This window comes from Methylocystis sp. NC52PC (assembly GCF_055698645.1).
In genome coordinates this window covers 3370138-3390816 of the sequence record NZ_CP170127.1, presented here as the reverse complement: position 1 = coordinate 3390816, position 20679 = coordinate 3370138, and the positions used below count along the sequence as shown (strand labels likewise).

The following is a 20679-nucleotide window of genomic DNA, read 5'->3' as shown; positions in this document are numbered from 1 at the left end:
TTATTTTTGGCTACGCTGCGCAAGCGCCGATCGGCCGGGCGGCGGATCGCCCATAAGCCCTGAGCCGACGTCGCGGCGCTTCGGCGGCGAGGCGTGTTTAAGGGCAGCGCCGACTTTGCTCGCGGGCGAGGCGGGGGGCGGCGGGGTCGGCTTCCCCCCGCAGAGCGCGGCGATGGCGGAGGGCATGGGAGCCGACCTCTCCGCGACCGGAGGCGCCTTGGCGGCCTTCGCGAATTCGTCCGGCAGGGTTAGGACAAGCCCCCCCTCGGTGACGCGCCACTTTGCTTCTGTCGGCTCCCGTGCCTCATTTGGCCACGACGTTACGACGCCGACCGACAGGCGCATGACGCCCTTGAATTCCGCCGCCTCATATTGGCCCCGCACAGCGTCCGCGACGATCCGCACGCCGTTTGCGCTGGAGCCGGCGATTTGGACCCTGAATCGCGGGCCGTTCGTCCGAATCCACTCTGCGGCTTCCCGGCGGAGCGAGATATAGGCGCGCGCCTTCTTTCCGGGCCCGTGCGGGCCGCGCGCCACGGAAAGCCGCACGGTCACGTCGGGCTTTTGCTCCGCGGCGTCCGGCTTTTCCAGATCCTGCCAGTCGTCGTCATCGAAATCGGTCATCTCGCGTCCTTTCGAAGGTTACAGGCCAGCCTCATTTCCCCAGGCGTCCCAACCGGGACGGGGCGGGCCACGCCGGTTGAGTTCGATCTTGGGGAGGTTGGGGAAATAGCTCTCGATGATCTCGGCGAAGAGTTCCGGCTTCGCGCTATGGGCGCCGACGGACGCATGCTGGAGCGCCGGAAATTGATCGCCCATGGCCGGCGAGGGGACATCGCCGCGCGTGGCGATCAAAAGTTCTTCGGCATTGTCGCGCACCCAATAGCCGGTGCCGATCTTGTCCTTGCCCCAGACGAAGCGGGACTTGTATTCGAAGCCCCAGGCCTCAATAAGTTTGAAGCCAGCCGCAAGCATTGGGCAAGTAACCCATAAGAAGAGAGCGCAATCGTCGGCGGCGATCGACTTGACGTCGCGCGACATAATCTCTTCGAGTGTCGACGTCGGATAATGGTTGTCGGCCGCGCGATCGAGGCCCGACTCGGCCGAGTAGACTTCGAAGCGCCATTCCGGGTCCGCGTAAATGACGCCGTAGCGTTTGTCGGGGAGGGCGCGTTGCGCCTCGGCAAGTTGTACTTCGCGCTCGGCGCGCTTCGCCTTCTTCTCCGCCTGGCGCTCGGCGCGGGAGCCCTGCATCGCCTTCGCGGCCTCGGCCTTGCGATCGGCAACGAGGCGTTCGAAGGACGCGGGGTCGACGCGGGCGAGGTCCTGCCAGCGGGCGGATTGCTTCGGTGAGACCCCAATGTCACCAAGTTTCAAAATACCCTCGGGGTATTTTGATCGTCGATTCCCGCCGCGTCGAACGCGCTCCCCGCTCTTCGCCATGACCACGAGCAGCTCGCCGGCGCGCCGCTCGGCCCGGAGCCGCAGCGCGGTCACATGTTCGAGCAGCTCCGTATCCTTGGCCTGCCTTGCATAAAGCTCGAGCGCGTGCGCCATGTCGCGAACCCGCTTCACTTCGTCGACGCGCGTCGCGGCGGCGAGGGCCTCGCGCGCGGCTTCGTAGCGGGCGAGGGCGGTCGCGCTCATGGCGTTGCCCCGCGGGTGGCGACGACGCCTTTCGCCTTGGCGCGATTGAGCGCGTCAAGCACGGCATGTTGCGAGACGCCGAGCGCCGCGGCGGTTTCGCGCTGCGACAGCCCCTTGCGGCGCAAGGCGACCGCCTCGCGCTGCGCCGGCGTCAAGACGCGCACCTCATCGTCGGCGATAAAGTCGCCGACAATGTCGCAAATTTCGTCGAAGGTGAGCGCGCCGGCCTGAGACGGCTGTTCGAACGCGGTCTGACTCATTGGCGCAAGCTTTCGTCCGTGAGGGACTCGAGATCGAGCGCGTCGAAAAGATTGTCTCGGGTGACTACGGCGAGGACGCGCCGGCGCAATTCGTCGGCGCCGATCTTCCGTTTAGCCGCGGCCGCCTTGAACGCTGTGGCGAGATCGCGAGGAACGCCGACAATTTGCCCCGCAGGCATGCGGCCTTCGCGTCTGATGGCGCGCGGGTCGTTTTCAGAGCGCGCCTTTTCGATGATGGCGCGCGCCGTGCGATATTTTACGCCGCACCGCAAGGCCGCGTCGCGACGCGACAACCCTTGCGCCGTCAGTTCGAGCATGTGCTCGCGGATGGCCATTTGGCGCGCTTTGAGATCGTCTTTTCGCACGTTGTTTTCTCCGCAGGAAAACCGGGCGAGACGATCGACGTCGCGACGGCCCGGTTGAATCTCGACTGCGACGCAACGCGCGCGGGTTTTGAACGGAAACCGCGCTTTGGAAAACCACTCTCAAAAAGGGGCCGCAGCGTTGCGCCGCGACCCAAGTTTGAGGGGAACGCCCAAGGAGGGCGGGTAGCGCGAAAACTCTGGACTGCTTTCTCGCTACGCTATCCGCGCGGGAGTGACGCCGCGCGAAACTCGACTAGGCGGCTTCGATGGCGTCTTCGGTCCACCAGACCTGTTGCTGCCGGCCATCAGCGGCCTTGTAACGGATAAGATAATCGTTCGCGGCGGCCAATGATTCAGACCGGCCGACGACCGTTCCAGACTCGCCGGATTCGACCAGTTTGACGACTTGGCGCAGGCTGTATTTGAAGCCGTTGTTCTCGCGTGCTTCACTGCTCATTTGCGATCTACCCTTTATTATTAAGGAAGCGCCCGGAATGTTAGCCGGGCACGGGGACGCGGGGACGCTACGCTGCGCTACTGAATGGGGGAGGGTGTCTTACTCGTCGACATTCTGCGTCAGTCCCTTGCCGCGATTAACGAGCGCGCGAACCGCTTCAAGGTGCGCTTGAATCTCGCGAGCTTCACAAAAATCAATGTCCCTGCGCCCTGCGCGAGCAATCGCCAATTCATTTTCGAGCTGCCTGATTTCGCCCTCTGCGGTGCGGATAAATTCGTCGCGCAGCTTCACGTGCAGCGCGAGGCGCAGGCCTTTGAGGCTGCCGCGATAAAGTCTTTCAAGCGTGCCCGGCGCCACTCTGAGGCGAGCCGCCACAAAGGGCCGCGCGTCACCCCGTCGCGAGAGCCCGCGCCTTCTCGCTTCACTTGTCTCGACAAAGTCGAGCCAATGGCGCGCCGGGGTCGTTTCGCAGTTGGACATTTTATCCATATCCTTTGGACACATTGAAAAGCGCTCCCATGGTAGAAACGAAGGCATGGGAGATCCTCTACACATTTACCCAGGTTATGATCTGATCGGCGGGCAGGCTGATCGGATCAATTCAACGTTCGGCTCACTCGGCGGACTTTGGTTGAAAAATAGTGGTAGAACGCCCGCGCGCGGCCGCCGACCCTCTAACACTTTTCAGGCGCTCGATTTGCTTGAAGTCATCAAGGGAGAAGCGCGTCTCAGGATCGGCGAGCAATTTAAGGCGCCATTCGCTAGGGACGCCGCGAGACCGCCATTTAAAGATGGCCGCGCGCGTCGCGCCGAGGCGCTCGGCGGCGGCTTCGATCCTTTCTCGCAACGAAAGCAGGTTAGAGGTCATGCCTTAAAAATTGGACAATACGTCCAAATTGTCAAGTAGGACAAATTGGCCAATTTAGATTGGACGGTATGTCTAATGACATTGGACATAATGTCTAATAATTTCAACTACATGAGTGAAGAAAACGAAGAATATGCCTTCAACGAGGCATTGCGCGCCCGTGTTAGAGCACTTCGTGATTCAAAGGGCTGGACGGCCGAGCAGATGGCCGACGCTCTGGGCATTCCGGCCGAACGGTATAGGAAATATGAAAGTCGAAGCCCTATACCTCAGTATCTTATCCCAAGGATCGCCTTGATCATGGACAGAAGCATCGAATACGTTTTGACCGGAAAGGATCGAAGGGTGCAGTCGCCCGCGCGCCCCTTTCCGGCCCAAGGAGTAAAGCGCGCCTGACGAGCGATAGGGCGCGCGGACACCGTAAGACTTGGGCTAGTTGCGAAAGGTGTCAGGCGTGGGCTTGCAGGATCAGGCTCAGTGATTCGCATTGTTTATTTCACAGAAGGCGTTTGCACCTCTGGCTGTCTGGGCCGCCCCCCAAGACGCTTGTTATGATCGCAATCTCAGTCATGGCAACAACGTTTAACGAGTCTGGGGCAGGCATTGCTGTCCTACCTGTGCGACAAGTGTGGATTCGAGACGCGCAGGGCGTTCTAGACCGTCATCATCCGCCCCAACTCTAGCCGAACAAGGCCGCGGCCCAGCCCGCGGCTTTTTCGTTGCCCAATCGCAGGATAGTTCAGGATCGCAAAAGCGTCGCCGATGTTAATTGGACAAGTTGTCCTTGACACGCTGGACAAATCGTCCAATTATTCCTCCGTTCGCTGCCCCGGCGATGGAGCTTTCACATGGGCGAGACACACCCAACCATCAAACTAACGAAGGGCCAGAGGGCCGCCCTAGCAGCGATCGCCGCGGGCTCAGGTTCTTTCCATCGTCTCATTGGTGGGCGGCTTGAGGCAATGGGCCTCGCCTATCCAATCGCCGGCCTCCAAAACTTCATCAGCAACTGCAATCAGCGAACCGCCTGGGGCTGGACGCTGACGGACGCCGGCGCGATGGCGCTGACTCCGACGAAGCCGCGGGCAAAAAGCCGCGAACCCAAGACCGACCGCTGCGCCGTCATGGCCGACGCCTGGACCCGATGGCGCGACGCGAAACGCCGCGGCTGGCATCTCACAGAAATTGACCGCTGGACCTGGCGGCGCTGCTTGAGGCTCGCCTGGGCCGCGGCGCGCCAGCGGCGAGACGAGATCGCCGCCTATCACGCCAAGCCCCGGAACGGTTGGGCGCAGGACGTTCCATTTCCGATTGTCGCGTAATTCGGTCGCGTAACGCCGCTCGCCGCGGGCGCATCGCGCGGTTTGCTTTCATTTCGCGCCGTTTCTTCTGGAGCCTGAGCTCATGTCAGCAAAAGAGTTAATCCGCCACGCACTTGAAGCCTTCATTGGCCCGCTGCGGCCGACCATCAAGGTCACGATCCTCGCGCCAGAGCTCGTCGAGTTCGTTGAAAACGAGGTTCGGCCCTTAATCGAGATTGTTGATACCGAGCGACATCTCGCCACGCGTCGCGCCGCCCTTAATGGAGCCTGGGCCGTTTTGTTCTTCGGCCTTTTGGCGACGAGTTGGGAGGCGGCGCTGCTTTGGTTCCTCGGCCCATGACCCCCGCCGTCGTCTGGATCGGTGTCGCCACCCTCGCGATCGTCCTCAAGGTCATCTTCCTTTGGGCGATTTACGAAGACGAGCGCCTCAAGCGGCAAGAGCGCCGCAACGTCAATTCCAAGAAGCCGGGCCCGCCCAAATGAACCTAGAATCGCTTCCCCTTTCCGCGATAACGCGGATTTCGCCGCTCAACCCCCGCCTCGAGGAAGACGACGTCTCGCAGCTCGCCGCGACGATCAAAGCCGCCGGCTTGCAATATCCGCTGCTCGTCATTCCACGCCCCGACGCGCCGGGAGAATATGAGGTTATCGACGGCGGCCGCCGCTGGCGCGCGCTCAAGAGTTACCTGAGCGACGCCGAGGAAATCCCCGTCGAGATCCACGAAGGCGACGAGCACTCGGCCCGCCGCGCAACGCTCGCCCTTTCGATCACGCCGCGCGCCCTGCATCCCGTCGCCGAGTTCGAGGCCTTCGCCAAACTGGTCGATGCCGGCTTCGACGTCCCGGCGATCGCCAGGGACTTCGCGCTGACCGAGCGACACGTCAAGCAACGGCTTGCGCTCGGCAACCTAGCCCCCTGCGTTCGGGAGGCGTGGCGCAAGGGCGAAATCTCGATGGACAGCGCGGAGGCTTTCACGATCGCGCCGATCGGGGCCCAGGAGGCGCTTTTCAATTCGTGGACGGGCACCGTCTACGCGACGCGCCTGCGCCAGCCTTACGAAATCCGTAAGGCGTTGCGCGGCGACGCTATGGAGGCGACGAGTCCGGTCGCGCGCTATCTCAACGCTGACCCCGCGCGGCTCGACGCCTACCGGGCCGCGGGCGGGCGGATCGACGAGGATCTGTTTTCGGAAGAGGTCGGCCTGCGCGACAAACCGATCGCCGACAAGGTTGCGCGCGAGCTGCTCCAAGCGCAGGCCGACAAGCTCGCGCGGGAAGAGGGCTGGGGATCGGCGCTTGTCGAGATCGACGGCTTTGCCCTCGAGCGCAGACAAGTGGACGCGGCCTTCGACGACGCCGTCGAGCTGACCGAAACGGAAAAGGCTTGCATCGAGAATATCGAAGCGGAAATCGAGGAGGCCGCTGGCGAGGCCGAAAGCGCAGCGCTAGAGGCCGAGCGAGACGAAATTCTCGTTGCCGCGCTGCTCCGCGAGATACCGCCGAACGAACGCGCCTCGTTGGGCGTCGCCGCGACCATTGACTGGTATGGGGTTCCGAGTTTCACGCGCGGCGTCAGGCCGCCGGCGGCAGAGTCGGGAGAGGTCCTCGAGGACGGCGCCCAGCGGGGAGAGGGTGAGGGGTCGCAGGAGGAAGACGACGAGGCTGCGGCGCCAGCGAATGCCACGGGCAAGGGCAAGGGCAAGCCGGCCCCCGGGCCCTTCGCGGAGCCGGGGAAGGCGCTGCGTCCCGTTATCGAGGCGGCCGTCTCCAAGGCCCTGCGGGACGCCACGGCGCGCCGGGTCGACCTCGCGCTCATGTTCACAGTCGCCGCTCTCGGCTCGCAATATGGCGTGAGCGGGATCTCAGGCCTTCGACCGCTCGCGATGGCCGATGACGACGACTGCGAGCTGTTGGCCCGCATTTCCGAGCAGAGCTTCGCCGAGGCGCTCGCCGAGTGCGCCGCGGCCTCGACGGCCGATCTGACCGTCGCATTCGCCCGCCTCATTGGCCATGCTTTCAATGCGGCAGGCGCGAGCATCGAGGCGATGACGGCGCTTGTCGGCGCGGCCCGCGCTCGAGGCGCCAACATGGTTTCGGCCTTCGGCGCGGCGATCGACCGCAAGGGCTTTTTCGAAGCTGCGCCGAAAGCGCAGGTCCTCAAGATCGTCGCCGGCCTGATCGGCGAAGGCGAGGCGAAGCACTGCAAGAGCATGGATCGAACCAAGCTCGCGGAATATGTGGCGAAGCTGTCTCTGGACAAAGGCCATCTGCCGAGCCCCTTCGCCGACTGGTCGCGCCTCCCCGAGCTACAGCACGCCGCCGGCGAGGCGATGTTCGTTCCCGGGGAGACCCCGCTCGCGGACGCCATGGTCCAGGCGATCGCCGCCGACGAGAAGGCGCCGAAGGCCGCCCGCGAGGCTCCCAGAAAGACGGCGGCCAGGAAGCCGGCGGCGAAGAAGCCGGCCCAGAGGACCGCGCCGAAGAAGGCCGCGGCCAAACCTTCCCGCAAAACGCCCGCGGTCAAGCGCCGCGCTGCAAAGAAAGGAGCCAGGCGATGAAGAAGCCCGCATTCCCGCGCACACCGATAGAGCGGATCGCGCCGGCGCTCGACGTGATGCTTGTGGCGTTCAGCGTCTACGTCGCGAGCTCAGTCATCTACGCGCCGCAACTGGTCGAAAAGGCCCGCGCGACGCACGCGGTCCTTAAATGCTCGGCCGCGCTCTCCTGCGAGTTTCGGATCGTGACGCAAGAGCGGAGGGCCACGCAATGATCGCGCCGGCCCCAACCGACTCGGGCGATCGTGACGCCATTGTCGCTTTGCGCCCCCGCGCGCTGGGCAAGCGCGAGGCTGCGAAATATCTCGGCGTGTCGACGCGGACAATCGAGCGCATGCTCGCCGCCGACGAGATCGAGGGCAAAGCCATGCGCGGGATTGTCTTGATTTCGGTCGAGTCGCTCGACGCATTTTTCGATCGCCTGCCCAGGGCGCGGGAGGCGAAAGAGCAATGAGCGCGAGGTCCGCGATCGAATGGACCGACGCCACCTGGAACCCGATTGCGGGTTGCTCGATCGTCTCGCCGGGTTGCAAGAATTGCTACGCCATGGGAATGGCGGCGCGGCTTGAAGCCATGTCGATCGCGCACGAGGAAAACCATGGGGGCAACCCAGGACCTCTCGCATATTATCGCGGCCTGATAGAAGAACGCACGCCGGCGCCCCGGTGTGGACCGGCAAGATCGCGATCGCGCCGGAGCCGAAGTTTTTGGAGCCGCTGCGCTGGAAGAAGCCGCGCCGCGTCTTCGTCAACTCCATGTCGGACTTGTTTCACGAGAGCGTCGCCGACGAGACGGTCGACCGCGTCTTCGCGGTGATGGCGCTTTGCCCGCAACATACGTTTCAAATATTGACCAAGCGGCCGGCGCTGATGCGGAAATATTTCGAGGGAAGGCGGAAAAATTTCTCCCGCGCCTCGGACGCTCTAATGTCGATTTCTACCGGGCAGGGCGAAGATGAAATTCAATCCGCCGCCGACTGGCTCGATATTTTTGACGCCGGCGGCCGGCCGCTCCCCAACGTCTGGCTCGGCGTCACGACCGAGCGCCAGCAAGAGGCCGACGAGCGGATTCCGGAGCTGCTCGCGACGCCGGCGGCCGTGCGGTTCGTTTCGATTGAGCCCATGCTGGGCCCTGTCGACTTGATGGATATTCCTTGGCCGGATAGCCGGCCGCGCTTCCCCGAAACGGACGATCTGTCCGACGGCCGATCGGCGCTGCACTCGGTTGAAGGCGCGCGCCTTGATTGGGTGATCTGCGGCGGCGAGTCCGGCCCGAACGCGCGACCCATGGACCCGGACTCGCCGCGCACGCTGCGCGATCAATGCGCGGCCGCCGGCGTTCCCTTCTTCTTCAAGCAATGGGGCGAATTCATCGCAGGCGAAGAGATCAAGGACGCCAGTGGGTTTCGCGTCGAGTTCGGCGACGGCAGCGCCTTCCGCGTCACGAGCGACGGTGAAGACATCCTTTTAAATTGCGCCAGAGATCACAAAGGCAAGCCCGAAAAGATTTGGAAGAACTATTTCGCGAGCGGCGACGGCCGTCTCTTACGCCGCGCGTCAAAGCATTTGCGGCTGCTCGACGGCGTCGAGCATAGCGCCTTTCCAGCTCCGTTGATGGAACCGGCGGAAGGAGCGAAGCAGTCATGACAGCGCGGAACGCATTGCTCGCCGCCTTGCTCATCGGCGCCTACTTCGTCGCCCTCTATTGGCTCGCGGACGCCGTGGATCCGCGTTGCAGAAGGGCTGTGCCCAGCGACGGCCCCGCCCTCGAAATCGAGCGGATGTTCCCCAAGGACTGCCGCGCCCGGGCAGGCGGAGCCAAATGACGATTCGCCCCGTCAGACTAAAAGTGAAGCGCGCCAAGGGCTTTAACCTGCAGAAGGCCTCGCAGTGGGCGAATGGGTTGCGCGCCGTACTCGTGACGCGGCCGGGTCCGTTTGGCAACCCGTTCTCTATTGGCGGCTTCTACAAGGTGCTACGGCCAGGCGAAGACCCGAAGTTCCCGGACTGGAAGACGGCGACGACAAGCCGAGAACGCGCCGACGCGACCTTCACACATGTACAGGACGCCGCGACGGCTGTCGCGCTCTACCGTGACTATCTCGGAACGTGGGGAGCGCCGAAGGGGATCGACCAACTCCGAGGGCTCAACCTGGCCTGTTATTGCCGCGTGTGCGAGCGGCACGCGCATAAAGGCAAGCCATTCGACGAAGATTGCGCAGATTGCGCGCCCTGCCACGCCGACGTGCTCGGGCGGCTGACCAACGGCATGCGCTGCGAAGGGCTTTAGAGAGAGGGAAGCAGATGGAGAAATCAGACATTGCGGCAAGCCGGGACAAGGTCCTCGCGAGAATCGACCAGAGGATTGCGAACGCCCCGAACGTCGAGGCTGCTTCGTGCTGCAAGCTGGCAAAGGCAATGACGAACGCCATCTTCGACGCCCTCGAGCAATATTTTGAAGAAAGCGCAGAAGGCGAGTCGGATAGCGAGACGTTCGCAAAATTCGTCGAGATCATAACGCCGCGCGCCATGGCTTTGAGCGCCATTTCGCTGGTTGGCTGTGCGACGCCGGAGCACTTCGTGGCGGAATCGGCGGCGCTGCTCAACCTGGAATTTTCCCATTTCGTGGCGGACACGTTGCGTCAGTGGACCCTGCGACAGGGCGAGGCCGGCGACGCTTTGCTCCAATAGAGAGAGGGTTTCAGCCAATGACTAACAGTCAACGGCCTTGGCACTGTCCAGCTGATGCAGGGTCCCCCGACGTCCTATATCGGGACGCAGGGAACTCGGGTGCGGGGCTTAAGGGTTAACTTTGGCCGGCGATTGTGAACATAGGAGCCACACAAGAAGAGGGGCGCTTGCCATGCTTGAGTGCACGGCCATCTACGGATGGTTTGACGACCCTACCCAATCCAAGCCCACATACGACCCACCAAGAGACGCGCCATGTCTTTTCTGCGGGCTGCCGATCCGCGCGGACGATGTCCGAACGCACAGCTTAATGTATAGCGGTGACAGCAAAAGCTACTTTTACAGAACCCACCGGACATGCGCCGAGCAAGACGGAACGCATACAGCTATGGACGGCGTTGTCCTTGACATGATTTCTAACGCTGGAAACTAAAATGCCGCCGAGCCAACTGACCCGGCGGCGCTTAGTCAATACCTCACGGGCACTCAGGGAGAGCCAACAAATTGTTGGGCTCATAACCGTCAGGCTGGGTCTTCAGGTATTTACGCCCAGCGTGAACTGCGACGATAACCCACACAGATCTCCCGCCGGTGTGCACGTAATAGCTAGTCGGATCGCGCTCGACGTTTGCGATCGCAACAGCCTCAGTATCGCTCCAGTGGTAGCCTCCAGAAATCCCACCAATGGCTTGAATGCGTTCATGTGGGTTGTAATGGCCGCTGCGTTTACGAATGCACGTCACTTGCTTCATGTGCGAGTTCTTTCTTAAAAAAAGAACCGCCTTGACTACCGATAGCCTTTGACTCACAATGAGCCGCACTAAATGCAATCGATCCGCAGGCGGTCCAAGCTACGCGGATTACAAGGGAAGCCGGGGCGGGAACCCCGGCTTTTCCTTTGCCTAAGTCGAATCGGAGTATTCGTCGGTTTTTTTTCTTCGTCAAGTTATGGTTGTGAACATTTATCGAACCATACTAGGTCTTGAATTTCGGCCTTCCGGGACTATGCGATTGCCCTGCGGCCGCTTCTCCTTCGATCCCCGCGTGCGGCTCGAGAAAACCGCTAGTTTCCCCAGAGATGAAGCTTGCGATCTCCGCACCCCACCATTCCATGAGCCGCCGGCGCTCGTCGAAATAATCCGCCCGATGATAGGCGCGCCGCACGTCGGAAGCGTCTTGGTGCGCGAGCTGGCGCTCGATCGCGTCATACGGCCAAAGGCCCGAATGATTAGCGAGCGTCGAAAACGACGAGCGGAAGCCGTGCGCCGTCACCTCGTCTTGACCGAACCCCATTGCGCGCAGCGCGACGTTAAAGGCCCCATCAGAGAGGGGTCGCCCGGGGCGGGGCGAGGGTAGGATGAAGGGCGAGGGCGGACGGATGCGGCCGTTTTCGTCGGCCAGGCGGCGGAGGATTTCGAGGGCGGGCGTCGAGAGCGGCGCCCGGTGCGGCTCGCGCATTTTCATTCGACCCGTCGGGATCTCCCACTCGCCCCGCTCGAGATCGAATTCCGGCCATTGCGCGAGCCGCAACTCGCCGGGCCGGGCCGCGGTCAGGGCGAGCAACATGAGCCCGTCGCGCACGATCGAGGGTTTTTCGCCATGATAGGCGGAGATGGCGCGCATGAGGCGGCCGAAGCCCTCCCGGTCGACGATCGCGGCCCGGCTTTTGGGCCTGGGGGCGATCAGCGCGCCCTTGAGAAGCGCCGTCGGATCGTGCTCGACCAGGCCGAGCGCAGCCCCAAACCGGAAAATCCGCGAGATCGTCGACTTGAGCCGCGCCGCCGTCTCCAGCTTGCCGAATTGCTCCCATGGCTTGAGCAAGGCGAAGACGGCAGGGGCTTTGACGGCGGCGATCGGAAGATCATCGAGCGGGCCCATTTGCGCGCAGAGCCATTGCGCCTTTTCGCGGGTCGAAAGGGCCGCGTGCGAGCGCTCGAGTTGGTCGAGCCATTGCGCCTTGACGGCCCCGAACAAGGCATCCGGCGCGGCCGCCGGCGGCGCGCCATCGGCCCAACCGCGAATGTCGACGCGCGCCCGATCGGCGGCGTCGCGGGCCTCGCGCAGACTCATGTCGGGATAGCGCCCGAGCGTGCGGCCAATGTCCTTTCCCTTGACGCTCACATAGAGCCGCCAGGTTTTGACGCCGCGCGGCGTGATCCAAAGCGCCAGGCCGCGCCCGTCAGAGAGCTTGACAATCTTTTGTGGGTCGGGCTTGGCGTTCTTGACCTGGGGGTCGGTGAGGGCCATGGCGCGTTCTCCCGCCGCTCCGGTAACACCGGTAACGAAATGTTTCGCTACCGGCCTATTACCGGGATTCCGTTGGCTTGGATAGGCGGAGGATGGCGGGGATTGGCGGGGAGTGCGGCCCAAAAATCCGGGCGAAGCGTTTGCTTTTACAATCGCTTATGGCGTGGATTGGCGGGGCTTGGCGGGCTTGGGCGAGGCTGGAAAAAAGTGGTCTTGGTGCCCCTGGCCGGAGTCGAACCAGCACTCCTTGCGGAACTCGATTTTGAGTCGAGCGCGTCTACCAATTCCGCCACAGGGGCTCAGGCGCGACCGGAATCAGCCGACCGGGGCGCGAGCGGGCGGATATTAGCGGGGCGGAAGGGGCCGTCAAGCGGCGCGCTCGCCTTCTTTAAGTTAAACTTTTCATGCTATGGCCTCTGCAAACGCGCCAGATGGCCTCGAGGAAAAATGAAAAAGCTTTACGACTGGACCATGTCGCTTGCCGCCAGCAAGCACGCGCCGCTTGCGCTCGGGGCCATCGCTTTCGCAGAGAGCTCGTTCTTCCCCGTGCCGCCCGACGTGATCCTCGTGCCGATGACCCTCGCCGAGCCCAAGAAGGCTTGGCATTACGCCATTCTGTGCACCATCGCTTCGGTCGCGGGCGGGGCCTTGGGCTATGCCTTTGGCTCGCTCTTCTACGACACCATCGGCCAGTGGCTGATCAACCTCTATGGCTATGGCGAGAAGATGGAGGCGCTGCGCGCCTTCTACGCCCAATGGGGCGCGATCTTCATTCTCGTGAAGGGCTTCACGCCCATTCCTTATAAGCTCGTGACGATCGTCTCGGGCCTGCTGGCGTATAATTTCCCGCTGTTCATCGCGCTCTCGATCATTACGCGCGGGGCGCGGTTTTTCGTGTTGGCGGCGGCGATCAATCGCTTTGGCGATCCCATCCGCGACAAGCTCGAGAGCCATTTCGGCCTCTTCGTCGGTTCGCTTGCCGTGGTGGTGGTGGCGGGCTTCGCGCTCGCCTCGAAGATGTTCTGAAGCGTGACGACGGTTTTTACGAGCCAGCGCCATCTCGCCGCGGCGATCTTTGCCGTTTCCGCCGTGACGATCGCCGGCGCCTGGACCTATGAATGGCTCGGCTCTCCGCCCTGCGAGCTTTGCGTCAAGGAACGCATTCCCTATTACGCCGCCTTCGCGCTCGCGCCGCTCGCCGCTTTTGCGGCGCAGGCGGGCAGGGCGGGGCTCGCCCGCAGCGCCTTTGCGCTCATGGCGCTGCTGTTTCTCGCCGACGCCGCTCTCTCGATCTATCACTCGGGCGTGGAGTGGAAGCTTTTTCCCGGCCCCTCGGACTGTTCCGGCGCGCTCAGCACGGCCGGCTCGATGGACGATTTCATGAAGCAGCTCAAGAGCGTCAAGGTCGTGCGCTGCGACGAGCCGGCGGTTTATGCGCTGGGCCTCACGCTCGCCAACTGGAACGTCGTCATCACGGCGGCGCTCGCCTGGCTCGCGGCGGCGGGCGCGAGATCCCGCTAGCCGATAATCCGCGCGCTGCGCTCCCAGCCGCCGTCGCCGGTGGCGGCGCGGACGATCGCCTTGGCGATTTTCTCGCCGCCCGCCGAGGAGGGTTCGATCGGGTTGGCGTAATCCGCCGCGGCGCTGCAGACGAGACGCAAGTCGATGATCGTGAGCCCATGCTCGACGCCGATGCGAATGATCGCATCGTTGAACGGCGACAGCGCCGTGCGGGCGACGTGCTGAAATTCGCGGTCGGGGAAATTGCCGGAATAGATCGTGCAAATCGACGCGTGCCGGTCGACGTGGAGGCAGCTGTCGAGCATCACGCGGTAGGCGTCCTCGAAAGTGCGCGCGGCGTCGCCGATCATCGCGACCGCCTGGACGCTCCTTGTCACCGGCGAGTCGAGCAGCGGGATGAGATCGAGCACGTCGTTTCCGCCGACGCTCACGATCAGCCGGTCGACGTCGGCCGGGAGCCGGGAGAGTTGCCCGGCGATCCCGTCGATCCTTGCGCCGTCCACGGCGGCGAGCGTCGCCCGCCAGCCAATCGGAATACGCTTCCTCACCTGCTTGATGACCGCCGGTCCGCCGACCGTATAGGCTTCGTTGTCGAAGATGGAGTCGCCGACGAGAGCGAGATGCGCCATTTCCTGTGATCGCCTTGCGCCGCCGCCCCAGCCCTGGTGACGATATAGGGCGCGCGGCGTCAGCCGCCTTCCGCAGCGAGCCGCGCTCGCGCCCGCAGCTTCTCGGTCTCGCTCTTCAACTGGCCGCAGGCGGCGAGAATGTCGCGGCCGCGCGGCGTGCGCACGGGGCTGGCGTAGCCGGCGTTGAAGACGATGTCGGAGAAGCGCTCGATCGTCTCCCAGTCGGAACATTCATAGGGCGCGCCGGGCCAGGGGTTGAAGGGAATGAGATTGATCTTCGCCGGCACGCCCTTGAGAAGCCGCACCAGTTCGCGCGCCTCGGCGGGGCTGTCGTTGACGCCCTTGAGCATCACATATTCGAAGGTGATGCGGCGGGCGTTGCTGGCGCCGGGGTAGTCGCGGCACGCCTGCAACAGCTCGGCAATGGGATATTTCTTGTTGAGCGGCACGAGTTCATTTCGCAAGTCGTCGCGGACGGCGTGCAGCGAAATGGCGAGCGCCGGACCGCAGTCCATTCCGAGCCGCTCGATCTGCGGCACGACGCCCGAGGTCGAGACGGTGATGCGGCGCTTGGAGAGCGACAGCCCGTCGCCGTCGGCCATGATCTCGATCGCCGCCATGACGTTCTCGATGTTGTAGAGCGGCTCGCCCATGCCCATGAAGACGATGTTGGAGACGGCGCGCACGCCTTCGCCTGAAGGGACGAGCCCGTCGGTCGGCCGCTCGCGCTCCGGGAAGTCGCCGAGCCGCTGGCGCGCGACGAGAAGCTGGCCGACGATTTCGGCCGTGGTCAGATTGCGCACGAGCTTCTGCGTGCCCGTGTGGCAGAAGCTGCAGTTGAGCGTGCAGCCGACCTGCGAGGAGACGCAGAGCGTGCCGCGGTCGCTCTCCGGGATGTAAACGCACTCGACCTCGGCGCCTTTATCTTGCGCATCGAGCGGAGCGAGGCGGAGCAGCCATTTGCGCGTGCCGTCGACGGAAATCTGCTCCTCGACGATTTCGGGCAGAGCGAGATCGAAAGAGTCGTCGAGCGTCGCGCGCAGCGCCTTCGAGATGTTTAGCATCTCGTCGAAGCCGCGGGCGCCGCGGAAATAGACCCAGTGCCAGAGCTGGGAGACCCGCATCCGGATTTCCCGCTCGGGCAGGCCCAACGCGCGCAACGCGTCGGCCATGCCGGCGCGGGTCATTCCGGCAAGCGACGCCTTGCCGGAGAGCTTGGCGGCGACGGCGGTGTGTGACAAAGTCATATTCGATCCCTGGAGCGTAGCGCTCTAATTTGGCTCCGGCGCCGGCGGCCGGGCGAGCCCGCGACGAAAAGATGCGCATTTCCGCCCGTTTTATCCAGGGTAAGGAATAGACGAAACTGCCTGAGCGCAAAATCCTCATAGCGACCTTCGGGTCGCTTGGCGACATCCATCCTTTCGTCGCCCTGGGCCATGCATTGGCGCGGGAGGGTTTCACGCCGGTAATCGCCACCAGCGCAGTCTATGCGGCGTATATTGCGGGCGAGGGGCTCGCCTTCGTCCCGATCCGGCCCGACGCCGAAGATTTGATGGGTCGGCTCGGCATGGACCTGAGCGACATCGCCCGCAAGATGGCGGAAGATGACAAGTTTCTGTTCGATTCGCTGATTTTTCCTCATCTTCGCGAGAGCTACCAAGACCTCCTGGCCGCCGCCGACGGCGTCGAGGCCATTGTGTCGCACAGCCTCGCCTTTGCGGCGCGCCTCGTCGCCGAGGCGACGGGGGCGCCGCTCATCACCGTGCTGCTGTCGCCGATGATGCTCTATTCGGCCTACGACCCGCCGCTCGGGTCGCGGGCGCCGCTGCGCCGCGCCCCGGCCTGGCCGATCGAGATCGCCTTCAACCGCCTGCTGTTGTGGTCCCTGGCCCAGGCCGTGGCCTTCTGGGCCGAACCGCTTCGGCGGCTGCGCCGCGAACTGGGGCTGCGCCCCCGCTACGGGCTCGATCTGTTGCTCGGGTCGAAGTCGTCGAGCGCCGTCATCGGACTGTTCAGCCCCGTCCTGGCGCCCGCGCAGCCCGATCACGGCTCGCGCACGCTGATCGCCGGCCATACCTTCCACGACCGCTATCTGGGGGCGGGGGAGCTTGCGGCGGATCTTGCGGATTTCCTTGACGCCGGGGAGGCGCCCATTGTTTTCACGCTCGGCAGTTTCGTGACCCTCGCCCGAAAGGATTACTACCGCGAATGCATGCGCGTTGCGTCGCGGCTCGGGCGACGCGCCGTTTTGCTTGTCCACGAAGACGAGGTCGCGGATCTCGGCGCCGATCTCCCCGCCGGCGCGTTCGTCGCCGCCTATGCCCCGCATTCGCGCATCTTCCCGTGCGCCGCCGCCGTCGTCCATCACGGCGGCATCGGCACCGTCGGGCAGGTGATGCGCGCCGGACGCCCGCAGGTCGTCACGCCCTTCCTCGGCGATCAGTTCGACAACGCCGAGCGGCTGGCGCGGCTGGGAGTCGCGGAGATCGTGGACGGTAAGACGGCGACGGCCGACGGCCTCTGCCGCGCGCTCTCGCGCCTCGACGACGGCCACGCGACGCGGGCCGAAGAATTGGCGGATGGCGTGCGGAAAGAGGACGGGGCCGCGGCCGCCGCCGCCCGTATTGCGGGCCTGGTGCGCAGCGAGCGTCTGACGCAGCCGCTGGCGTCATGTTGAGGGGCGCGACCCTGCTGGCGTCGATGGCGCTCGCTGGCGCGACGGCGGCGCAGGACTCGCTGCGTCTCGCGCCAGGCGCCAGCGCGGTCATCCAGTTCAAGGAGAACCCGTCGACAGGCTATGTCTGGCGGATCGACGAAGCCGCGGGCGCCGGGCTCGACGCGGTGGCGATCGTTGACGGCGGGCGCCGCCCCGGCGCCCGTCTGCCCGGCGCGCCGGGAACGCATCGCTGGACGGTCCGTGCGCTGAAGCCGGGCGTGGCGATCATCCCATTCGCCTATCAGCGGCCGTGGGAGCCGGCCCCGGTCGAAACGCGGCGCATTCGGGTCGTTATCGCCCCGTAAAGTCTATTTGCGGCGACGCAAAGGAAAGGCGCTGTCGTCGTAGAGCGGGCGAATCTGCTTGCCGAAATAGTGCGTGTCGTTGATCTCGAGCGTGGACCCCTGGAGAATTTCCGGCGCGAGGTCTTCGATGGCGAAGCGGATCGCCTCGGCCGCCTGGTCGAAGCGCCGGAAAACGAGCGCCTTCTGCTTTCGATGGGCGCTCTTGGCGTAGTAAAGCGACGCCTGCTCGAAATAGTCGCTCGCTTCCATGCAGCCTCCGGGGGATCAGCTCGCCCGTTCCAGCGCGCCTTCCAAAACGACGCGCTCCTGCCCGTCTCGTTCCGACCGAATGCGATATTGCAGGCCCTGTCCGCCGTCGGGCAGATGGCGCGTCACGCGGAAGTGGCCCCGCTCGCCGGAGGGGCTCGGCCGATACGCCACAATGACGCCGACCTCGAATTTGTGGGTAGGGACGGCGGTGGGCCGGGCCCGACGATAGCGCTCGCGCGCATTGATGTAATCAGTCGTCATTGGCCGCCTCTTTCTGTCTGGGGAGTAGGCCCGGCGCCGTCACTTCTTGGTGCGGTCCTGGGCTTTCATCTTCTCGATCGTGACCCAGGGCGCGCCGACGCTCGATGCGGGGGCGCTCCCTGTCTTCTCCTTCTTCGGCTTTTTCGCTTCGCGATTGCCGCGGCGTTGCCCTTTGGACATGTCCGCCCTGCCTTTTCATCCGAGAGACAGACGTCGGTGGAAGCGGCAAGGCCGCCGCTTCCGATGTTTGAGGCTGTCGCTTGGCAGCCCGCTCGCGCCGGCCTTAGCTCTGCAGCTGGAGCATGTCGGCGGAGAATTTGCCGCTGCGCTTGTCGACGAACAGCTCGTAGCCGACCTTCTGACCCTCCGCGAGGGACGGAAGACCGGCGCGCTCGATCGCGCTGATGTGCACGAAAACGTCCGGCCCGCCGGCTTCCGGCTGAATGAAGCCGAAGCCCTTATTGGAGTTGAACCACTTTACAGTGCCAGTTTGCATGGAACGTCCTTTCCAGGAACAGTTGTGCGGCAGCGTCCGCCGCCGCGGTAGATCGAAGTTCTGGAGAGGAAGACACAAGCCGACGCGCCAAATGGCGTGAAAGAAAGTAAGATCGTCCGGCCGAAACCCGATATATTGAATATAGACGAGGCTCCGCGGAATACAATTGCCGCTGTCGTTTTATTTTTCTCGCCAGCCTTGTGGGCCCTGATTCTTCTTGATGGCTCCCGCGATCTTGTCTGCCGCCACGGCGAAGACGCCGCGGCGACCTTAAGTGGCTGTCACCAATAGACCTGCGCCCGCGCCTCGAAGAGATTCGAATGCGCGCCGTTGATAAAGGCCCCCTGGCGCGCCGGGACGCCCGACGCAAAGAGGAAATAGTCGTTGAGCGGGGCCGAGGCGTGCAGAACGTGGGTCCAGTTGAGTTGAAAGTGGAATCCATTGTCGGGATACCAGTTCAGTCCCAGCGTGGCGTTCTCCTGGCGGCCGCCGACGACGCCGGCGTTTGCAATCGCGCTCGCGGCCGCTGGATTTGGCGCGACCAGGGTCGTGTAAGCGAGCATGTTGGAAAGACCCGTTCCCGAGTAGGGCCCGCTATTGAGATCGAGGGCGCTGAAGCGGGCGGCGAGGCCCAGGGCGCCGACGCCGCCCTCGCTCAACGGGTGTTTGATTTTGATCTGCGTGAAATTGGCGCCGATCTTGTCGCTGACGTTATAGGCGGCGGCGCGCTCCTCGCCGGTCACATACCATTGGCCGTAGACATAGTAGCCGCTGAAATAATGCGATGCGCCGCCCGGCGCGAAAGCGCCCGCGAGACGGGAGAGCGCAATGTTGGTCTCGTTGCGATTGACCCGCTGGCCGAGATATTCGGCCTGCAAAGAGAATGGTCCATGCGCGGCGGACAATTCGACGCCAAAAGCCTCGACATTGTTCACGCAATGACCCGAAGCCGCCGTCGCCACGCCCGGGAAGGCGACGGTTCCGCAGGAGAGATCGGGCGTCCCGAGCAGGCCCTGGTTGAGGATGTAATTTTCGGAGCGAATGCGGTTGCCAAGCCGCAGCACACGATCGTCGGAGAGGCCCGTCGCGCTGTTGGGCTGATGGTAGCGGCCCGAGACGCCGACATGCAGCAAGTCGTGCTCGTCCTTGATCGGCGCGTAGGTCAGGCGGCCGGTCAGGTCGAAATATTGCCCGCCGCCGGTCGCGACCCATCCCGAGCGGGCGGGGAGGCCGAAGGGCGTGGCCGTCGCCAGCGCCGGATTGGTGTTGAGGTCTTCGAAGCTGGTCGTGAAAATTCCGCCCTTCGCCGACCAATTGTCGCCATAGGCGCCGATCGCCGCGCCGAGATGGCGGCTCGGCGCGATCGCCTCCACCGCCATGGCGCGTTCGATGAAGTCGCGAAATCGAGACGAGGCGGTGAACTCGAGGCTGAACGGCTCGAAATAGCTGCCGACGTGGATGAAGGCGGGGTCCTTGGTGAAGGGCAGGTTGAGCGCGGGGTGCTGAAAGGCGATGTAGAAATCGCGGATGCCGCCCTGCACCGGCGCGTTCAACGGCGCGCCATATTGCCCGCCGGCGAAGTCGTATTGCAATTTGTAGAACCAGCATTTCGCGGCCTTTCCCTCGACTTCGAGGCGCACCTGCCGCACGCCGGCCTGTCCGGACCAGCCGTTGAGCGGCTGCGTCGCGGCGCCGCCGTCGAACTGCATGCGGCCGCCGATCTTGAAGCTGTAGGCCTTGTCCGCCGTTTCGGCGTAAAGGCCATTCTTGAAGGAGACGAAGACCGGGGGCGGTGCGGGCGATCCGCTGGCGGCGCCGGCGTTGACGACATTCGCGGCGGCCGCCTGCGCCTCCCCAGCCTGCTCCTTCGCCTTGCGCGCCTCGCGCCGCAGCTTGGCGATCTCGGCTTCGAGCGGCCGCAATTTGGAGACCTGCGACTCCAGGGCGCGCAGCCGCGCCTCGATCGCCTCTGAATCCGTGGCGGCCTGGGCGAGCGTCGAAGCGACGACTGCGCCGCCGATCATCGAAACCGACAGGCGTCTGGGCGATAGACGTCGAGCCATGCAATTCTTCTCCGAAAGACAATCCAGA

Annotated in this window: 32 protein-coding genes and 1 tRNA gene; 17 read left to right on the top strand and 16 right to left on the bottom strand. The window is 64.0% G+C overall.

Annotated elements, in window-relative coordinates; translation table 11 throughout:
• The 6 genes from ACETII_RS18600 to ACETII_RS18575 form a co-directional block, all read right to left on the bottom strand.
• Positions 1-624 (bottom strand): hypothetical protein, encoded by a 624-nt coding sequence (locus ACETII_RS18600; RefSeq protein WP_472786505.1) that lies wholly within the window; start codon positions 622-624, stop codon positions 1-3.
• An 18-nt stretch (positions 625-642) separates the two neighbouring features.
• Complete coding sequence (locus ACETII_RS18595; protein ID WP_472786504.1) at positions 643-1647, bottom strand: MT-A70 family methyltransferase; 1005 nt, start codon at positions 1645-1647, stop codon at positions 643-645.
• Complete coding sequence (locus ACETII_RS18590; protein WP_472786503.1) at positions 1644-1907, bottom strand: sigma factor-like helix-turn-helix DNA-binding protein; 264 nt, start codon at positions 1905-1907, stop codon at positions 1644-1646. The genes ACETII_RS18595 and ACETII_RS18590 overlap by 4 nt, the downstream gene beginning before the upstream one ends.
• Positions 1904-2242, bottom strand: a complete 339-nt coding sequence (locus ACETII_RS18585) for a hypothetical protein (protein WP_472786502.1) — start codon at positions 2240-2242, stop codon at positions 1904-1906. The genes ACETII_RS18590 and ACETII_RS18585 overlap by 4 nt, the downstream gene beginning before the upstream one ends.
• A gap of 283 nt (positions 2243-2525) precedes the next feature.
• The gene (locus ACETII_RS18580) at positions 2526-2729 is read right to left on the bottom strand and encodes a hypothetical protein (protein WP_472786501.1); all 204 of its coding nucleotides are present in this window, start codon (positions 2727-2729) and stop codon (positions 2526-2528) included.
• 99 nt (positions 2730-2828) lie between these two features.
• A complete protein-coding gene (locus ACETII_RS18575) occupies positions 2829-3086 on the bottom strand; it encodes a hypothetical protein (RefSeq protein WP_472786500.1) in 258 nt (85 codons plus the stop codon).
• A 178-nt stretch (positions 3087-3264) separates the two neighbouring features.
• Between ACETII_RS18575 and ACETII_RS18570 the strand changes: the two genes are divergently transcribed.
• From ACETII_RS18570 to ACETII_RS18510, 13 genes are all read left to right on the top strand, one after another.
• Entirely contained in the window at positions 3265-3636 is a 372-nt protein-coding gene (locus tag ACETII_RS18570; protein ID WP_472786499.1) for a hypothetical protein, read from the top strand.
• 51 nt (positions 3637-3687) lie between these two features.
• A complete protein-coding gene (locus ACETII_RS18565) occupies positions 3688-3993 on the top strand; it encodes a helix-turn-helix domain-containing protein (RefSeq protein WP_472786498.1) in 306 nt (101 codons plus the stop codon).
• A 566-nt stretch (positions 3994-4559) separates the two neighbouring features.
• Positions 4560-4919 carry a hypothetical protein gene (locus ACETII_RS18560; RefSeq protein WP_472786497.1) on the top strand — a complete coding sequence of 120 codons (360 nt, stop codon included), beginning with the start codon at positions 4560-4562 and terminating at the stop codon, positions 4917-4919.
• An 82-nt stretch (positions 4920-5001) separates the two neighbouring features.
• Positions 5002-5259 (top strand): hypothetical protein, encoded by a 258-nt coding sequence (locus ACETII_RS18555; protein WP_472786496.1) that lies wholly within the window; start codon positions 5002-5004, stop codon positions 5257-5259.
• Positions 5256-5402 carry a hypothetical protein gene (locus tag ACETII_RS18550; RefSeq protein ID WP_472786495.1) on the top strand — a complete coding sequence of 49 codons (147 nt, stop codon included), beginning with the start codon at positions 5256-5258 and terminating at the stop codon, positions 5400-5402. Before ACETII_RS18555 ends, ACETII_RS18550 begins: the two co-directional genes overlap by 4 nt.
• On the top strand, positions 5399-7477 hold the full coding sequence (locus ACETII_RS18545; protein ID WP_472786494.1) for a ParB/RepB/Spo0J family partition protein: 2079 nt from the start codon (positions 5399-5401) through the stop codon (positions 7475-7477). The genes ACETII_RS18550 and ACETII_RS18545 overlap by 4 nt, the downstream gene beginning before the upstream one ends.
• Positions 7474-7689 (top strand): hypothetical protein, encoded by a 216-nt coding sequence (locus ACETII_RS18540; protein WP_472786493.1) that lies wholly within the window; start codon positions 7474-7476, stop codon positions 7687-7689. The genes ACETII_RS18545 and ACETII_RS18540 overlap by 4 nt, the downstream gene beginning before the upstream one ends.
• Positions 7686-7928: a helix-turn-helix domain-containing protein gene (locus tag ACETII_RS18535; protein ID WP_472786492.1), complete on the top strand. Its 243-nt coding sequence runs from the start codon at positions 7686-7688 to the stop codon at positions 7926-7928. Before ACETII_RS18540 ends, ACETII_RS18535 begins: the two co-directional genes overlap by 4 nt.
• Positions 7925-8290 carry a DUF5131 family protein gene (locus ACETII_RS18530; protein ID WP_472786491.1) on the top strand — a complete coding sequence of 122 codons (366 nt, stop codon included), beginning with the start codon at positions 7925-7927 and terminating at the stop codon, positions 8288-8290. Before ACETII_RS18535 ends, ACETII_RS18530 begins: the two co-directional genes overlap by 4 nt.
• The gene (locus ACETII_RS18525) at positions 8182-9120 is read left to right on the top strand and encodes a phage Gp37/Gp68 family protein (protein ID WP_472786490.1); all 939 of its coding nucleotides are present in this window, start codon (positions 8182-8184) and stop codon (positions 9118-9120) included. The genes ACETII_RS18530 and ACETII_RS18525 overlap by 109 nt, the downstream gene beginning before the upstream one ends.
• Positions 9117-9299, top strand: coding sequence for a hypothetical protein (locus ACETII_RS18520; protein ID WP_472786489.1), 183 nt, complete (start codon positions 9117-9119; stop codon positions 9297-9299). The genes ACETII_RS18525 and ACETII_RS18520 overlap by 4 nt, the downstream gene beginning before the upstream one ends.
• A complete protein-coding gene (locus ACETII_RS18515) occupies positions 9296-9763 on the top strand; it encodes a DUF4326 domain-containing protein (RefSeq protein ID WP_472786488.1) in 468 nt (155 codons plus the stop codon). Before ACETII_RS18520 ends, ACETII_RS18515 begins: the two co-directional genes overlap by 4 nt.
• Before the next feature lie 128 nt (positions 9764-9891).
• Positions 9892-10164, top strand: coding sequence for a hypothetical protein (locus tag ACETII_RS18510; protein WP_472786487.1), 273 nt, complete (start codon positions 9892-9894; stop codon positions 10162-10164).
• A 476-nt stretch (positions 10165-10640) separates the two neighbouring features.
• Here ACETII_RS18510 and ACETII_RS18505 read toward each other — a convergent pair whose 3' ends face one another.
• From ACETII_RS18505 to ACETII_RS18495, 3 genes are all read right to left on the bottom strand, one after another.
• A complete protein-coding gene (locus ACETII_RS18505) occupies positions 10641-10916 on the bottom strand; it encodes a DUF3892 domain-containing protein (protein WP_472786486.1) in 276 nt (91 codons plus the stop codon).
• Between the two features lie 223 nt (positions 10917-11139).
• On the bottom strand, positions 11140-12411 hold the full coding sequence (locus ACETII_RS18500; protein WP_472786485.1) for a tyrosine-type recombinase/integrase: 1272 nt from the start codon (positions 12409-12411) through the stop codon (positions 11140-11142).
• 214 nt (positions 12412-12625) lie between these two features.
• Positions 12626-12710, bottom strand: a tRNA-Leu gene (locus ACETII_RS18495).
• 148 nt (positions 12711-12858) lie between these two features.
• On the opposite strand from ACETII_RS18495, the gene ACETII_RS18490 reads away from it, so the two are divergent.
• Entirely contained in the window at positions 12859-13437 is a 579-nt protein-coding gene (locus tag ACETII_RS18490; RefSeq protein ID WP_472786484.1) for a YqaA family protein, read from the top strand.
• Positions 13438-13440: 3 nt separating this feature from the next.
• The gene (locus ACETII_RS18485) at positions 13441-13932 is read left to right on the top strand and encodes a disulfide bond formation protein B (protein ID WP_472786483.1); all 492 of its coding nucleotides are present in this window, start codon (positions 13441-13443) and stop codon (positions 13930-13932) included.
• Here ACETII_RS18485 and ACETII_RS18480 read toward each other — a convergent pair.
• Positions 13929-14561: an SGNH/GDSL hydrolase family protein gene (locus ACETII_RS18480; RefSeq protein WP_363348485.1), complete on the bottom strand. Its 633-nt coding sequence runs from the start codon at positions 14559-14561 to the stop codon at positions 13929-13931. The genes ACETII_RS18485 and ACETII_RS18480 overlap by 4 nt on opposite strands.
• A 59-nt stretch (positions 14562-14620) precedes the next feature.
• Positions 14621-15808 (bottom strand): dual-specificity RNA methyltransferase RlmN, encoded by a 1188-nt coding sequence (gene rlmN / locus ACETII_RS18475; RefSeq protein ID WP_363348483.1) that lies wholly within the window; start codon positions 15806-15808, stop codon positions 14621-14623.
• 194 nt (positions 15809-16002) lie between these two features.
• Here rlmN and ACETII_RS18470 point away from each other — a divergent pair, with 194 nt between their 5' ends.
• Both ACETII_RS18470 and ACETII_RS18465 read left to right on the top strand, forming a co-directional pair.
• A complete protein-coding gene (locus ACETII_RS18470; RefSeq protein WP_472786482.1) occupies positions 16003-17238 on the top strand; it encodes a glycosyltransferase in 1236 nt (411 codons plus the stop codon).
• The gene (locus ACETII_RS18465; RefSeq protein WP_472786481.1) at positions 17232-17582 is read left to right on the top strand and encodes a protease inhibitor I42 family protein; all 351 of its coding nucleotides are present in this window, start codon (positions 17232-17234) and stop codon (positions 17580-17582) included. Before ACETII_RS18470 ends, ACETII_RS18465 begins: the two co-directional genes overlap by 7 nt.
• A 3-nt stretch (positions 17583-17585) precedes the next feature.
• Here ACETII_RS18465 and ACETII_RS18460 read toward each other — a convergent pair whose 3' ends face one another.
• The 5 genes from ACETII_RS18460 to ACETII_RS18440 all read right to left on the bottom strand — a co-directional run bounded on the left by ACETII_RS18460 (position 17586) and on the right by ACETII_RS18440 (position 20651).
• Positions 17586-17831 carry a hypothetical protein gene (locus tag ACETII_RS18460; protein WP_363348477.1) on the bottom strand — a complete coding sequence of 82 codons (246 nt, stop codon included), beginning with the start codon at positions 17829-17831 and terminating at the stop codon, positions 17586-17588.
• A gap of 15 nt (positions 17832-17846) precedes the next feature.
• Positions 17847-18092, bottom strand: a complete 246-nt coding sequence (locus ACETII_RS18455; protein WP_363348475.1) for a hypothetical protein — start codon at positions 18090-18092, stop codon at positions 17847-17849.
• A gap of 39 nt (positions 18093-18131) precedes the next feature.
• Positions 18132-18272: a hypothetical protein gene (locus ACETII_RS18450; RefSeq protein ID WP_363348473.1), complete on the bottom strand. Its 141-nt coding sequence runs from the start codon at positions 18270-18272 to the stop codon at positions 18132-18134.
• A gap of 103 nt (positions 18273-18375) precedes the next feature.
• Positions 18376-18588, bottom strand: a complete 213-nt coding sequence (locus tag ACETII_RS18445; protein WP_363348471.1) for a cold-shock protein — start codon at positions 18586-18588, stop codon at positions 18376-18378.
• Between the two features lie 281 nt (positions 18589-18869).
• Positions 18870-20651, bottom strand: a complete 1782-nt coding sequence (locus tag ACETII_RS18440) for an OprO/OprP family phosphate-selective porin (RefSeq protein ID WP_472786480.1) — start codon at positions 20649-20651, stop codon at positions 18870-18872.
• Between the last annotated feature and the right edge of the window lie 28 nt (positions 20652-20679).

Bases quoted from the DNA above. Each gene is read 5' to 3' on its own strand.
- ACETII_RS18600 (WP_472786505.1), bottom strand. From the start codon at position 624: ATGACCGATTTCGATGACGACGACTGGCAGGATCTGGAAAAGCCGGAC.
- ACETII_RS18595 (WP_472786504.1), bottom strand. From the start codon at position 1,647: ATGAGCGCGACCGCCCTCGCCCGCTACGAAGCCGCGCGCGAGGCCCTC.
- ACETII_RS18590 (WP_472786503.1), bottom strand. From the start codon at position 1,907: ATGAGTCAGACCGCGTTCGAACAGCCGTCTCAGGCCGGCGCGCTCACC.
- ACETII_RS18585 (WP_472786502.1), bottom strand. From the start codon at position 2,242: ATGGCCATCCGCGAGCACATGCTCGAACTGACGGCGCAAGGGTTGTCG.
- ACETII_RS18580 (WP_472786501.1), bottom strand. From the start codon at position 2,729: ATGAGCAGTGAAGCACGCGAGAACAACGGCTTCAAATACAGCCTGCGC.
- ACETII_RS18570 (WP_472786499.1), top strand. From the start codon at position 3,265: ATGGGAGATCCTCTACACATTTACCCAGGTTATGATCTGATCGGCGGG.
- ACETII_RS18565 (WP_472786498.1), top strand. From the start codon at position 3,688: ATGTCTAATAATTTCAACTACATGAGTGAAGAAAACGAAGAATATGCC.
- ACETII_RS18560 (WP_472786497.1), top strand. From the start codon at position 4,560: ATGGGCCTCGCCTATCCAATCGCCGGCCTCCAAAACTTCATCAGCAAC.
- ACETII_RS18555 (WP_472786496.1), top strand. From the start codon at position 5,002: ATGTCAGCAAAAGAGTTAATCCGCCACGCACTTGAAGCCTTCATTGGC.
- ACETII_RS18550 (WP_472786495.1), top strand. From the start codon at position 5,256: ATGACCCCCGCCGTCGTCTGGATCGGTGTCGCCACCCTCGCGATCGTC.
- ACETII_RS18545 (WP_472786494.1), top strand. From the start codon at position 5,399: ATGAACCTAGAATCGCTTCCCCTTTCCGCGATAACGCGGATTTCGCCG.
- ACETII_RS18540 (WP_472786493.1), top strand. From the start codon at position 7,474: ATGAAGAAGCCCGCATTCCCGCGCACACCGATAGAGCGGATCGCGCCG.
- ACETII_RS18535 (WP_472786492.1), top strand. From the start codon at position 7,686: ATGATCGCGCCGGCCCCAACCGACTCGGGCGATCGTGACGCCATTGTC.
- ACETII_RS18530 (WP_472786491.1), top strand. From the start codon at position 7,925: ATGAGCGCGAGGTCCGCGATCGAATGGACCGACGCCACCTGGAACCCG.
- ACETII_RS18520 (WP_472786489.1), top strand. From the start codon at position 9,117: ATGACAGCGCGGAACGCATTGCTCGCCGCCTTGCTCATCGGCGCCTAC.
- ACETII_RS18515 (WP_472786488.1), top strand. From the start codon at position 9,296: ATGACGATTCGCCCCGTCAGACTAAAAGTGAAGCGCGCCAAGGGCTTT.
- ACETII_RS18510 (WP_472786487.1), top strand. From the start codon at position 9,892: ATGACGAACGCCATCTTCGACGCCCTCGAGCAATATTTTGAAGAAAGC.
- ACETII_RS18505 (WP_472786486.1), bottom strand. From the start codon at position 10,916: ATGAAGCAAGTGACGTGCATTCGTAAACGCAGCGGCCATTACAACCCA.
- ACETII_RS18500 (WP_472786485.1), bottom strand. From the start codon at position 12,411: ATGGCCCTCACCGACCCCCAGGTCAAGAACGCCAAGCCCGACCCACAA.
- ACETII_RS18490 (WP_472786484.1), top strand. From the start codon at position 12,859: ATGAAAAAGCTTTACGACTGGACCATGTCGCTTGCCGCCAGCAAGCAC.
- ACETII_RS18480 (WP_363348485.1), bottom strand. From the start codon at position 14,561: ATGGCGCATCTCGCTCTCGTCGGCGACTCCATCTTCGACAACGAAGCC.
- rlmN (WP_363348483.1), bottom strand. From the start codon at position 15,808: ATGACTTTGTCACACACCGCCGTCGCCGCCAAGCTCTCCGGCAAGGCG.
- ACETII_RS18465 (WP_472786481.1), top strand. From the start codon at position 17,232: ATGTTGAGGGGCGCGACCCTGCTGGCGTCGATGGCGCTCGCTGGCGCG.
- ACETII_RS18460 (WP_363348477.1), bottom strand. From the start codon at position 17,831: ATGGAAGCGAGCGACTATTTCGAGCAGGCGTCGCTTTACTACGCCAAG.
- ACETII_RS18455 (WP_363348475.1), bottom strand. From the start codon at position 18,092: ATGACGACTGATTACATCAATGCGCGCGAGCGCTATCGTCGGGCCCGG.
- ACETII_RS18450 (WP_363348473.1), bottom strand. From the start codon at position 18,272: ATGTCCAAAGGGCAACGCCGCGGCAATCGCGAAGCGAAAAAGCCGAAG.
- ACETII_RS18445 (WP_363348471.1), bottom strand. From the start codon at position 18,588: ATGCAAACTGGCACTGTAAAGTGGTTCAACTCCAATAAGGGCTTCGGC.
- ACETII_RS18440 (WP_472786480.1), bottom strand. From the start codon at position 20,651: ATGGCTCGACGTCTATCGCCCAGACGCCTGTCGGTTTCGATGATCGGC.